Source organism: Dermabacter vaginalis (assembly GCF_001678905.1).
GTDB classification, from domain to species: Bacteria; Actinomycetota; Actinomycetes; order Actinomycetales; family Dermabacteraceae; genus Dermabacter; species Dermabacter vaginalis.
The window spans coordinates 800481-813419 of sequence record NZ_CP012117.1 but is presented as its reverse complement, the minus strand read 5'-3'; the positions used below and the strand labels follow the sequence as shown (position 1 = coordinate 813419).

At 63.0% G+C, this 12939-nt stretch carries 12 protein-coding genes; 2 read left to right on the top strand and 10 right to left on the bottom strand.

Annotated elements, in window-relative coordinates; translation table 11 throughout:
• Window positions 1-3: 3 nt before the first annotated feature.
• The 10 genes from dapC to typA form a co-directional block, all read right to left on the bottom strand.
• Window positions 4-1155: a succinyldiaminopimelate transaminase gene (dapC, locus tag DAD186_RS03425; RefSeq protein WP_082991057.1), complete on the bottom strand. Its 1152-nt coding sequence runs from the start codon at window positions 1153-1155 to the stop codon at window positions 4-6.
• A gap of 29 nt (window positions 1156-1184) precedes the next feature.
• Window positions 1185-2018: an inositol monophosphatase family protein gene (locus DAD186_RS03420; protein WP_065247504.1), complete on the bottom strand. Its 834-nt coding sequence runs from the start codon at window positions 2016-2018 to the stop codon at window positions 1185-1187.
• On the bottom strand, window positions 2015-2818 hold the full coding sequence (locus DAD186_RS03415) for a glycerophosphodiester phosphodiesterase (RefSeq protein WP_082991056.1): 804 nt from the start codon (window positions 2816-2818) through the stop codon (window positions 2015-2017). Before DAD186_RS03415 ends, DAD186_RS03420 begins: the two co-directional genes overlap by 4 nt.
• Complete coding sequence (locus DAD186_RS03410; protein WP_065247502.1) at window positions 2815-3960, bottom strand: ABC transporter ATP-binding protein; 1146 nt, start codon at window positions 3958-3960, stop codon at window positions 2815-2817. The genes DAD186_RS03415 and DAD186_RS03410 overlap by 4 nt, the downstream gene beginning before the upstream one ends.
• Window positions 3957-4757 carry an ABC transporter permease gene (locus DAD186_RS03405; RefSeq protein ID WP_065247501.1) on the bottom strand — a complete coding sequence of 267 codons (801 nt, stop codon included), beginning with the start codon at window positions 4755-4757 and terminating at the stop codon, window positions 3957-3959. The genes DAD186_RS03410 and DAD186_RS03405 overlap by 4 nt, the downstream gene beginning before the upstream one ends.
• A gap of 1 nt (window position 4758) precedes the next feature.
• Entirely contained in the window at window positions 4759-5652 is an 894-nt protein-coding gene (locus DAD186_RS03400) for an ABC transporter permease (RefSeq protein WP_065247500.1), read from the bottom strand.
• Between the two features lie 9 nt (window positions 5653-5661).
• Window positions 5662-6846 (bottom strand): extracellular solute-binding protein, encoded by a 1185-nt coding sequence (locus DAD186_RS03395; protein WP_065247499.1) that lies wholly within the window; start codon window positions 6844-6846, stop codon window positions 5662-5664.
• Between the two features lie 232 nt (window positions 6847-7078).
• Window positions 7079-7411 (bottom strand): ferredoxin, encoded by a 333-nt coding sequence (gene fdxA, locus DAD186_RS03390; protein WP_065247498.1) that lies wholly within the window; start codon window positions 7409-7411, stop codon window positions 7079-7081.
• The gene (locus DAD186_RS03385; protein ID WP_065247497.1) at window positions 7408-7884 is read right to left on the bottom strand and encodes a hypothetical protein; all 477 of its coding nucleotides are present in this window, start codon (window positions 7882-7884) and stop codon (window positions 7408-7410) included. Before DAD186_RS03385 ends, fdxA begins: the two co-directional genes overlap by 4 nt.
• A gap of 15 nt (window positions 7885-7899) precedes the next feature.
• Window positions 7900-9816, bottom strand: coding sequence for a translational GTPase TypA (gene typA, locus DAD186_RS03380; protein WP_065247496.1), 1917 nt, complete (start codon window positions 9814-9816; stop codon window positions 7900-7902).
• Between the two features lie 178 nt (window positions 9817-9994).
• Here typA and pgi point away from each other — a divergent pair, with 178 nt between their 5' ends.
• Together pgi and DAD186_RS03370 are read left to right on the top strand one after the other, a co-directional pair.
• Window positions 9995-11686 (top strand): glucose-6-phosphate isomerase, encoded by a 1692-nt coding sequence (pgi, locus tag DAD186_RS03375; protein WP_065247495.1) that lies wholly within the window; start codon window positions 9995-9997, stop codon window positions 11684-11686.
• A gap of 196 nt (window positions 11687-11882) precedes the next feature.
• Window positions 11883-12917, top strand: coding sequence for a 6-phosphofructokinase (locus DAD186_RS03370; protein WP_016664171.1), 1035 nt, complete (start codon window positions 11883-11885; stop codon window positions 12915-12917).
• Window positions 12918-12939 lie beyond the last annotated feature (22 nt).

Below are 12939 nucleotides of genomic sequence, written 5' to 3'. Positions count from 1 at the left end.
TTGCTAGCGGGCGGCTCGCAGTCGCGCGGCAGCGCTGTCGATACGCTCGTCGGATGCGGTGAGGGACACGCGTACGTGGCGTGTACCTGCCTCGCCGTAAAAGGTACCGGGGGCGGCGAGGATTCCCAATTCTGCAAGACGCTCGATACTCGCGTTACTCGACTCCCCGAACGTGGTCCACAAATACAACCCGGCTTCGGAGTGCTCAATGCTCCCGCCGAACGCTTCTAGAGCGGGGGCGAGAATCTCGCGGCGGGCACGGTAGGTTTCGCGCTGGCGGGAGGCCGACGCCTCATCGCCGAGTGCCGCAGTCATAGCCTTTTGAATGGGGCCAGGCATCATGAGTCCCGAATGCTTGCGAACCGCGAGTAGTTCCCCTACGAGGGCCGGATCACCTGCCACGAAGGCGGCGCGGTAGCCCGCGAGGTTTGACTGCTTCGAAAGCGAGTATGCGCACAGCACCCCCGTGAGGTCGCCGTCATTCACGCGCTCATCGAGAATCGAGGGCGCCTCCTCAACATCCCACGTCAGCGGCGCATAGCATTCGTCGGAAGCAACGATGATGTCGCGCTCACGCGCCCATGCCACGAGCGCACGCATCTCCTCAACGCTCAGGACCGCCCCCGTCGGGTTCGAAGGCGTATTGAGCCACAGCAGGCGCACCGAGTCGAGGCAGACGTCGGAACCGAGCGCCCCCTCCCCCTCACGCGCAAGCGCACGCACATCGAGCGGGACGGGCCGAGCCCCCGCGAGCCGTGCACCGAGGTCGTAGGTGGGATAGGCGATATGAGGAAAGGCGACCGCCTCCCCAGCGCCGATGCCAAGTTGGAAGGGGAGGTGGGCCACGAGTTCCTTCGAGCCGATCGTGGGCAGCACGCCATTCGCCTCGAGGGCTCGGGGAGCGCCGCGGTGCGCGCGACAAAAATCGACGATGGCCTCACGCAACTCCCCCGTTCCGGCAACCGTCGGATACCCGTGCGCATCCGAGGCGGCCGCGAGTGCCTCCTGTGCAGCGCGGGGCGTTTCATCGACGGGAGTGCCCACCGAGAGATCGACGATCCCGTCCGGGTGCTGCTCAGCTTTCGCACGCGCCGAGGCGAGTGAGTCCCACGGGAAGGAAGGCAAGGTCGAAACGAGAGAGGTTCGCGAAGTCATGGTGCTCATCCTACGACCAGTGCCTCCTCTTACCGAGCTCGATCGCCTTCGCTCTCGACGGCGCGGCGCCACATACCGTGCAGCTCAGTCGCGATCGCGGGGTGCGCGACCATGATGCCGGTGGACGGATCAGAAGGAAACAGGGTGTCGTGGCCGTCCCAATCGAGCACTCTCAAACCGGCCTCGTGTGCGATGAGCATAGACGCGAGGTGATCCACAGCTCCGAATCGCCCCACGAGCGCACCGTGCCCTCTACCGACCGCAGGCCCCACGAGCGACAGGGTCCCCGAACCCATGATCCGGCTCGTCACATCGATCTCGCCCAGAGAGCGGATAAATTCCGCCTGGCCTTCGAAGAATGTCGCCCCTAGAAGCTCAGTGAGAACGACGGAACCAGGCAGAGCAGACCGATGTTCGATCGTGATCGGGCCACCGCGGTGCATGGCGCCGCGCCCACGAATCGCCGAAAAGATCTCTTTCGTGCGTGGGTCTGCGACGACACCAACAACGGGGCCATCCTCATCACACATGGCGAGGGAAAATGAAAACCAGGAGATGCCGTGGGCGTAGTTCGTGGTGCCGTCGATGGGATCGCAGTACCACGTGTACTCAACCCCGGCGCTGTCCTCGAACTCTTCCCCGACGAAAGCGTGCGTCGGAAACTCTTCCGCAATGGTCCGGCGCACCCAAAGCTCGATCCCCAGGTCAATATCCGTCACGAAATCAGCGGCGTTCTTTTTTGTCGCAAACATCGAAACGTTCGAGGACGTCGAGCGGATCATCGCCCATGTGGCAAGTGACTGGGCAAGCTCGTGCGCGCGCGTCAACACATCGCGCTTTCGCCCCACGTGGTCGGCGCTCATGCTTCCCACACCTCCGCGTTCTGGTTCAGGACGCGCAGGAGATCGCCCGCACGATTGGACGTCACGGCCTCAACGCCCATGACCGCGAGCGCCCTCGCGGTCTCGGCATCGTCAACGGTCCAGCAGGTGGTACGCAGCCCGAGGGCACGCACAGCGCTCACGGTTTCGGGCGAGCACATCTCAAAGTGGGGGTTCCACGAGTAGGGCTCGAGCTCCTGGACGAGGGCGGGATCCGGAACGCCATCGAGCGGATAGGTCATGCGCAGACGTGCCGCGGGAAGAATCTCGCGCACGGCACGCATGGCGATGACTCCCCCCGTGAACTCCGCCCGTGCCGCTGCCGCGCGGCGTTCATCCGAGTGGTGTCCCTCTCCCGAGGCGATCGCCCGGATCCTCGAGGCGCTCACGCGCGCAATCTCCTGCTCCGCACCGTCAGCTTCACCCGGAAAATCGAGAAGAAGCACGGCATCGCCCACGGCGTCGAGAGCACGCTCGAGCGTGGGTACTCCCCGCTCAAAGCCGTGGTCCTTCGTGCACGTGCCATGCTGAGCCGGCTCAAGGGCGGCAAGCGCGCTCACCGAGAGCTCAGCGGGGCTGGCCGAGCACTCCCACAAGCGTTCGAGCGTGGAGTCGTGCAGAAGAATGGGCTCCCCTTCGGCGCTGAGCCTCAGATCGACCTCGACAACCTCGAGCCCCTCGGCTACCGCGTGTGCGATCGCCTGGAGAGTGTTTTCAGCGTGGGCGACAGGGTCGCCACGATGGGCAACGAGCTGCACAGGGCTCATCATTCCTCCGTTCATGCTGCTGACTGTTCCCCGGTAGGTCCGGCAGGCGAGGTAGTCGCGTCGACGAGAACACCATCGCGATACACCAGCGCTTCGGTGATGCGCACCCCCACCTCGTCGCCAACGCGCAAGTCGTCGGCCTTCGCGAGGGAGCGCACACGAATGGCGCCGACGCGCACGACGAGGTCGCTGAGATGGCCCTTGGGGGTGATGCGTTCAATGGTGCCCTTGAGCTGGGCGGCGCGAGGATCGCCGATCACGACGTTCTCGGGGCGAATACCGCATTCGGCATGTTCGGCCGCTCCGGTCACGAGGTCAATCGGCAGCGGCTCGAGGCCTTCGACGTAGATGCGACCGGAACCGTCGGCACGACGCTCCACTCGCCCTTCCACGAAGGACATCGTCCCGATGAAACCCGCGACAAACCGCGTCGCCGGTCGGCGATACAGGCTCGTTGGATCAGTTAGCTGTTCGATCCGGCCACCGTTCATGACGGCGATGCGATCAGCGACGGCGAGCGCCTCCTCCTGATCGTGCGTCACAAAGACGCTCGTCATGCCAAGTTCCTGCTGGATACGACGAATCTCCTCGCGAACCTGGACGCGAAGTTTCGCGTCGAGGTTCGAAAGTGGCTCATCGAGAAGCAAGAGAGAGGGATTTTGGACGAGAGCACGGGCGAGGGCAACGCGCTGCTGCTCGCCGCCCGACAGCCGCGCCGGGCGGCGCCCGGCCTTCTCCTCGAGTCCAACGAGCGCGAGGGCCTCACGCACGCGCACGGCGCGCTCGTCGCGCGGAACCTTCGCAACTTTGAGCGGGAATGCCACGTTCTTTTCGACGCTCATGTGGGGCCAGAGCGCGTAGTTCTGGAACACCATCGCCGAGGGCCGGCGCTCCGGGGGCAGCGACGTCACATCCCGCTCGCCCACGGTGATGCGGCCCGCATCCGGCGTGAGGAACCCACCGATCATCCGCAAAGTCGTCGTTTTCCCACACCCCGAAGGGCCGAGCAAGCAGACCATCTCTCCCTTCCCGATCGCGAGGTCAAGATCCTTGATGATGCTCTTCCCACCGAGGGTGATGCTAATTGAGCTGAGCGTGAGCGGCTCGGGCGAGAACCGGCGGGCGGTTCGGGCAGCTTTCGGTGCGGTCTGTGTCATCGGATTTGGAAACCTTCTGCGAGAGCCCCACCCATGATGTGCTTCCTCACGAGAAGAAGCAGCACAACGGAGGGAACGGTGAGCATGATGGAAAAAACGGCCGCGACCTGTTCCGGCGAGTTGAGAACGAGCGTGTAGAGCTCGGTCGGCATCGTGGAATAACTTGGGGCGCCAACAAGGTAGGTGGCCTGAGCTTCGTCCCACGACGCGAGAAAAGCCATGATGAGGGCAACGAAATACCCCGGGGCTGCAAGCGGAAGCGTGACGCTCACGAAAGTCCTGAGCCATCCGGCGCCGCTATCGCGCGCGGCATCTTCGAGTCGGCGCGGTACCGCCGCAAACGAGGCGGCAGGAATCCACGTAAGAAAAACGACCTGACCGAGCATGTGCGCGATCGTGACACCCGGAATGGTCTCCATGAGATTGAAGGCATAGTACAAAGCCGCAATGCTCACAAAAAGTCCCATCTTCGGGAAAGCATTCGTGGCGAACAGACCAAGGAGCATCACCGTGCGCCCCGGAAACTGCATGCGCCCAAAAGCGTAGGCAGCGGGCATGCAGATGAGAGCCGTGAGCGTCGTCGAAAGGACGGCGAACATGAGCGAATTGAGGATCGAAGTGACGAACTTCGGAGTACCGAAAACCTTCCCCCACCACTCAAAGGTGAGTCCGGCTGGAAGGAGGTTCGGCACGCGCCACTCGGTCGCGAAGGCGTGAAGGGCGAGCCACACGATCGGCCCGGCCACGACGAGCAGCAACGCAAGCGCGGCAAGCCCCGACGCAATTTTCCTGGGCATATCAGGTCATCTCTTCTTTTGCTTGTCGGTAGTTGGCCCAGACGTACAGAACCCCAATCAGCGCAGCGAGTGCAAACACGACAATGGCCATGACAACTGACTGCTGCGGCTCTCCGTACGTGTTGAAGTGCTTCGTCATACTGACGCCGAGCATGGTCGGCGCGGAGGGGCCCGTGAGCCAGGGAACAGTGAACGACCCGACGTTCCCAATCGCGGTGAACGTCATGGCGATGACCGTGGGCACGAACGCCATCGGTGCCACGACGTCCTTCACAATGCGGATCGTTCCCGCACCAGCATCCCGAGCGGCATCAATCAGGGCGTCAGGCACCGATTGAACCCCCGACGACACCATGAGCACCGCAAACGGAAGCGAGGACCACACCTGGGTCATGAGCACGAGGGTCGACGTGAACGCAATTTGAGGCGGGCTCGCCACGCCAAGGCTCCTCATCACTGAGCCAAAGAAGCCGTCGGCCGCCCAGAACCGAATCATGGCCCACGCCCCGATTACTCCCGGGATAAACATCGGGATGACGGCGAAAGCGGGAAGCATGCGGGTGATGCCCGACGGTCGCAGCCTCATCGCGAGAGCCACGAGCCACGCAAGGGCCGTGACGATCACGGTAGTGAGAATTGAAATGCTCACCGTCACCCGCAAATCCGAGAGAAATCGCGGGTTCGAAAAGACCTCGCGATACGCGTCGAGAGTTGGAGCCCATGACTGCGTCTCGTGCGTGTTCTTCCCGATCATCGCGATCGTCGTGTTCAACCCGCCCGTGTACCCGAGGCTCAAGCCGAAGGCATTGATCACGGGAAAACCGATAAAAACGATGATGAGGAGAATTGGCGGACTCGCGAGGAGCACACCGATCCATGATTGTCTCGATGCCACGCCTGCTCCCTAGGCGGTCGGAACCTTCTGGTCCCAGAGCTTGGCTTTGTTGTCTTCGTGATCGCCAAAGTAGCCCTGGCCGAGGTTCTGCGTGTCGATGCCGTCGAATTTCTTCTGAATCTCCTCGGGCATGTCCTCGAGCGGGATGATCGGGTAACCCGCCATTGTCGTGGAGATGATCTGCTGTCCCTCGGGGGAAAGAGCAAATTTTGCGAGCGCGAGCGCGGCAGGTTTGTTCTTCGAGTTCTTCGGGATCCCGAGGAACGATGCGCCGCCCACGAACGACGGATTCGAGATCTGCGTCGCCTTGATCCGTTCCGGGATCTTCCCGGACTCGCGGCCGGAAATGAACTGATCGGACCACACCGGGATCATCGCGACCTCGCCGTTAACCAAAAGCTCAATGCTCTGCTCGTTGCCGTTCGGGTAGGTGCCCTGGCCGTACGTGAACTTACCGATGCGCTTGAGCTCTTCCCAGCCCTTGTCCCAGTGCTTTTCGTCGGCCTCGTCGTAGCTCGTCGTCATACGCTCGCGGACGTCCTTCGGGATGTACAAGTCGAGCACGCTCGTCACGAAGGCCGAGCCTGAGCCTCCCGTCGAAGGAGAGTTGTAGGCGAACTTGCCGGGGTTCTGTTCGATCCAGGTCAGAAGCTCCTTGAGAGTCTTCGGAGGGGTGGCGACCTGCTCCGTGTCGTACGCGAGGAGCACGGAGGAGGCTCGGTAGGGGAAGGCTTGTCCAAGTCCTTGGGCAAGCGCTTCCTGGGGAACATCGCCGAGGGCGGGAATCTCTTTGGCGCTCACGTTGAGCAGAAGTTTCGCGTCTGCCGCGTCCGTCACCCAGCCGTCATCGATGAAGTCCATGCCCGAATCGCCGTCGCCGGCAGCGGACAAGCGCGCGAGCGATTGCTGGGAGCGTTCGGAGTGCAGATCGTGGTCAACCTTGATCGTGACCTTCGGGTATTTCTTCGTGAAGGCCGGCCCAAGCCCGTCCTGCCATAGGTCGCGCACGTTGGTGTCGCCGCCCGCGTGGATGCGAAGGGTCCCTTCGACTTCGCCCGTCACATCGGCAGCCGACTCACCTCCCTGGTCGGAGGCTCCTGAAGAGTTTTTCGAGGCTGGCGCGCATGCTGTCGCGAGGCCCGCGAAGCTAAGGGCAGCACCACCAAACAGAAGTGAACGTCGATTGAGAGACATGGCGTGGCCTTTCCACTGGCGCACTAGGGGCGCATCGATTTGGACGACGCCTCGAGGTTAAGCGTGCCGATGTCCCCGTTGCCCCGTCCTCCGCCCACGCTCGTGAAAGGTCGTCAAGAGTTCACGCAGTGGTCATAAAAAGCCCCGTTTGTGCCGGGCTTTGCTAGCCGAACTTAGGCCCTCTGTTACTTGATGCTCACCTATAGGTCACTTGGACTTCTGTTCCGAGGTTTTAGCCTTCGAGTGGGTTCTCCTGCGGCGGGAGCTTCTCGATGACCTCGTGGTCGAACGGCTGCGGGCCGAGCTTCGCGGCGCCGCCTGGGCTTCCGAGCTCGTCGAAGAACTCGACATTCGCGCGGTAGTACTCGCTCCACTGATCGGGGAGGTCGTCCTCGTAGTAGATGGCTTCAACGGGGCACACGGGTTCGCACGCACCGCAATCGACGCACTCATCGGGATGGATATAGAGCGAACGCTCGCCTTCGTAGATGCAGTCGACGGGGCATTCGTCTACACATGCGCGGTCTTTGACATCAACGCACGGGAGGGCGATGACGTAGGTCATGGCTTCACGGTCCTTTCTTCGCGCTTAGTCGCGCGCGCAATGTTTCTAATTTGGAGGGCCCACACGACCGCTGCACCCACGAGCGGCACGATCACGCCGAGGAATTGGGCTGCCCAGCCCTGCCACTGTGCCTCGCCGGCAATCTGCGCTGGGACGAGGAGCCCACCGCCGAGCGACGTACCAGAAAAGTACATGGCGACGAGTGTGAAGGCGAGGGCATCCATGAAGAGCGGGAGCTTACGCCCGCTGAGGGCGATCAACCCAAGGGTCGCAATCGCCTGGAATGCACAACCGAAGGCAATTCCCCACGGCACGCTCACGCCGCCCACGGTGGAGCGCATACGGTGCGTCCCAATCACGACGAGGCCGCCGAACACACCCGCGATTACGCCCACGATGATCTCCGTGCGGCGCGATGCGGGCGCGGTGCCATCAAAGAAGATGCCACCGCCGTTCGGATCCTTCGCATTCATCACGTGACTCCCGGGTCAGGAGTTGCGGGCGCGGGCGCGCGCACGAGCGCGCTCGGTCGGGTCGAGAACGACCTTGCGGATGCGCACGATCTCGGGGGTCACCTCGACGCATTCGTCCTCGGCGGCGAATTCGAGTGACTCTTCGAGTGTGAGCTTGCGCGGCGGAATGAGGTTCTCGAACGCGTCAGCGGTTGCCGAGCGCATGTTCGTGAGCTTCTTTTCCTTCGTGATGTTCACGTCCATGTCTTCGTTGCGGGAGTTTTCACCAACGACCTGGCCCTGGTACACCTCGGAAGTGGGTTCAACGAAGAACGAGCCGCGCTCTTGGAGGTTGATCATCGCGTAGGGGGTCACGGCGCCCGCACGGTCGGCAACCAGCGAGCCCGTGTTGCGGAATTCGATGGGGCCCATCCAGGGCTCGAAGCCCTCGGCGAGCGACGAGGCGATGCCCGTTCCGCGCGTCTCGGTCAAGAAGCGCGAGCGGAAACCAATGAGGCCGCGCGCGGGAACGAGGAATTCCATGCGCACCCAGCCTGAACCGTGGTTGTTCATCGTTTCCATACGGCCCTTGCGCGACGCCATGAGCTGCGTGATTGTCCCGAGGTATTCCTCGGGAACGTCGATCGTCATGCGCTCGATCGGCTCGCACTTCACGCCGTCGATCTCGCGGGTCAGCACCTGCGGCTTGCCCACGGTCAGTTCGAAGCCTTCGCGGCGCATCTGTTCAACGAGAATCGCGAGAGCGAGCTCGCCGCGGCCCTGAACCTCCCATGCGTCTGGGCGATCGGTGGGCAGAACCTTGAGGGACACATTGCCGACGAGTTCGGCATCGAGGCGGTCCTTGACCTGGCGGGCGGTGAGCTTGTGACCCTTGACCTTGCCGGCGATCGGCGAGGTGTTGATGCCGATCGTCATCGAGATCGCGGGGTCGTCCACGGTGATGAGTGGGAGCGGACGCGGATCGTTGAGGTCGGTGAGGGTTTCGCCGATCATGATGTCGGGGATACCCGCAACGGCCACGATGTCGCCGGGGCGCGCCGTGCGCGTCATCTGCTCGCGTGTGAGCCCCTTCGTTTCGAGGAGTTCGGTGACCTTCACGCTCTTGATATCGCCGTGGCGGGTCGCCCACGCGACCTGCTGGCCTTTCTTGAGCTCGCCGTTCTCGATGCGCAAGAGCGCGAGGCGGCCGAGGAACGGCGAAGCATCGAGGTTCGTGACGTGTGCCTGCAGCGGCATGTCGTCGTCATACTCGGGAGCGGGGATCGATTCGAGAATCGTCTTGAAGAGCGGTTCGACCGTCTCGGAATCGGGAAGCTCGCCGTCGGCGGGCTTGTTCGCGCTCGCACGCCCAGCTTTGCCGGAGGCGTAGATCACGGGGACGTCGAGCAGCGCGTCGAAGTCGATCTCGGTGTTCTCTTGCGAGAGGTCCTCAGCGAGGCCGAGAAGAAGATCCGTTGTTTCGTTGACGACCGCGTCGATGCGGGCGTCGGGACGGTCAACCTTGTTCACGACGATGATCACGGGAAGGCTCGCGGCAAGGGCCTTGCGCAGAACGAATCGGGTCTGCGGGAGCGGTCCCTCGGAGGCGTCGACGAGGAGAACGACGCCGTCGACCATAGAAAGACCGCGCTCGACCTCGCCGCCGAAATCGGCGTGGCCCGGGGTGTCGATCACGTTGATCGTAATGCCCTCGGGGTGCCCGATCTCGGCTGCCGTCGGCCCCGAGTAGTGGATCGCGGTGTTCTTCGCGAGGATCGTGATGCCCTTTTCGCGCTCGAGATCACCGGAGTCCATCGCACGCTCGTCGACTTTGTCGCGCTCACCGAACGCGCCGCCCTGGCGAAGCATGGCGTCCACGAGGGTCGTCTTGCCGTGATCGACGTGGGCGACGATCGCGACGTTTCGAAGATCGGAGCGGTGCTGAATGGTCATAGGAGCCTTATCTGTTCGGGATCGGCGGAAAGTCTCGTGAGGTGTGGGGGTCCGACGCTTGCCTGGCCCACGCGCGCCCGATTCATGGTAACGCGTCCAGGCTCCCAATCCGCCGCGTGTGGGGTCTCACGTGGCGAATAGAAATCTGCCTCACAGACTGAGGGATCACAATAGAAACATGAGTGAAAACAGCAACCTCTCCCCCATCCCAGTTGATCCGACAACCACGGAGGCCTGGCAGCGCCTCGAAGAACACGACGGCATGCTCGACAAGGGCCTGCGCGAGGTGTTCGCGGAAGACCCCGATCGCGCGAAGAAGCTGAGTTTTGAAGCGGCGGATCTGTTCGTCGATCTCTCGAAGAACCTTGTCTCCGAGGAAACCGTCGGCCTCCTTCTCGATCTCGCGAAAGAGACGGGGGTGTGCGAGCGCCGCGATGAGATGTTCGCGGGCGCGCATATCAACACGACCGAGGATCGCGCCGTTTTGCACACCGCCCTGCGCCGACCTAAGGGCGCGACGCCCGCGCTTGAGGTGGATGGTCAGAACGTCGATCACGACGTGCACGAGGTTCTCGAGCGCATCTATGAGTTTGCGAACAAGGTTCGCAGCGGCGAATGGACCGGCGTGACGGGGAAGAAGATCGAGACCGTCATCAACGTCGGCATCGGCGGCTCCGACCTCGGCCCCGTGATGGTGTACGAGGCACTGCGCCCGCTCGCGGATGCGGGGATTGAGGCACGCTTCATCTCAAACATCGACCCGACCGACGTGGGCGAGACGACGCGCGACCTCGATCCCGAAACAACCCTCGTGATTGTTGCGTCGAAGACGTTCACGACGCTCGAAACGATTACGAATGCGAAGCTCGTGCGCGCGTGGCTGCTCGATGGCCTGCACGCCGCGGGCGTCGCTGAATCGCAGGATGCCGAAGCCGTCGCGAAGCACTTCGTGGCCGTCTCGACCGCACTCGACAAGGTCGAGGAATTCGGTATTGACCCGGCGAACGCCTTCGGGTTCTGGAGCTGGGTGGGCGGTCGCTACTCGGTCGATTCGGCGATCGGCACGATCCTCGCCGTCGTGTTCGGCCCCGAGGCCTTCGAAGAGTTCCTCGGCGGCTTCCACGCGATGGACGAGCATTTCCGCACGGCAGCTCCCGAGGAAAACGTGCCTTTGCTCATGGGGCTCGTGAACGTGTGGAACGTGAACTTCCTTGGCGCCGAGACTCACGCGGTTCTTCCCTACAGCCAATTCCTTCATCGCTTCCCCGCCTACCTCCAACAGCTCACGATGGAGTCCAACGGCAAGTCCGTGCGTTACGACGGCTCTGCCGTGACTGCGGAGACCGGCGAGATTTTCTGGGGCGAGCCCGGCACGAATGGTCAGCACGCCTTCTACCAGCTCATCCACCAGGGCACGCGCCTCATTCCCGCGGATTTCATTGCGTTTGCTAATCCCACCTACGCACTCAAGGACGGCGATACCGACGTCCACGAACTCTTCCTCGCGAACTTCTTCGCGCAGACCAAAGCGCTCGCCTTCGGCAAGACCGCAGAGGAAGTTGAGGCCGAGGGGACGACCGGCGCGCTTGTTCCCGCACGCGTATTCTCAGGCGACCGTCCGACCACCTCGATCATGGCGAGCGCTCTCACTCCGAGCGTCCTCGGCCAGCTGATCGCCCTGTACGAGCACATCACCTTCGTGCAGGGCGCAGTGTGGGGCATCAACAGCTTCGATCAGTGGGGCGTTGAGCTCGGCAAGCAGCTCGCGAAGCAGTTGACGAGCGCCGTCGCGGGCGACGAGTCGGTTCTCGCCGAGCAGGATTCCTCGACCCGTCAGCTCATCGAGTACTACCGCGCGCACCGCGCCTAAATTGCGCGCTTAAGAAAACGGGACCCCGCCGAGGCGGGGTCCCGTTTTCTTTGACGAGTGGGTAACCCCCACAACTCCTATGCAATCCAACGCCGTTGCGGCTCGGCAGTCGGTCCGCCTAGCGGGATTCCCGCGAAGTCCCGCGACTTTGTCTCTAGGATGGACGTGGCGTAAGACATAACCGAAGGAGAGTGGCATGAAGGTCGGCATTCTGACTTCTGGCGGCGACTGCCCGGGACTCAACGCGGTCATCCGCGGAGCTGTCCTCAAGGGAGATTCCATCTACGAAGATGAATTCGTGGGCTACCTCGACGGCTGGAAGGGAGTGCGCGACAACGAATTCATCCCGATCCCTCGACGCCTTGTGCGCGGCATCGGCCGTCAGGGCGGAACGATCCTCGGCACCTCGCGCGTCAACCCCTTCCACGAGGACGGCGGCGGCGCCGAGGGTGTGCGCAAAGTTCTCGAGGACCACGATGTCGACGCCCTCATCGCTATCGGTGGCGACGGAACACTGTTCACGGCCAATCGACTCGCAGAGGCCGGCATCCCCGTGGTCGGCGTCCCGAAAACAGTGGATAACGACCTCGACGCCACGGACTACACGTTCGGTTTCAATACCGCCGTTGATATCGCAACCGAGAACCTCGACCGCTTACGCATGACGGGCAACAGCCACCACCGATGCATGGTCGCCGAAGTCATGGGGCGCAGCGTCGGCTGGATCGCCCTCCACTCGGGCATGGCCGCGGGCGCGCACGTGATTTGTATTCCCGAATTCCCGCTCACGATCGACGAAATCTGCGAGTACGTTGCGCAGCGCGCTGCACGCTCAAAGCGCCGCTCCCCACTCGTCGTCGTCGCCGAGGGGTTCGTTCCGAAAGACGCGCCGGCAGACTTCATGGACTACGAGATGGACGAATTCGGCCGACCGATCCTCGGCGGCGTCGCCCAGCGCCTCGCCCCCTATATCGAAGAAGCCACGGGTATCGAAACCCGCGCGACCGTACTCGGACACATCCAGCGCGGCGGCGAACCGAATGCGTACGACCGCGTGCTCGCGACTCGTTTCGGTATGGCCGCGATCGACCTCGTGCACGAAGGCGGTTTTGGTCGCATGGTCTCGCTACGCGGGACCGACATCGTGAACGAGCCGCTCACCGAGGCAATCGACTCGGTGAAGCGCGTGCCCAGGTCCAGATGGGACGAGGTTCGCGTCCTTTTTGGGTAGGACGCCGCGCATTTGCGCCCCA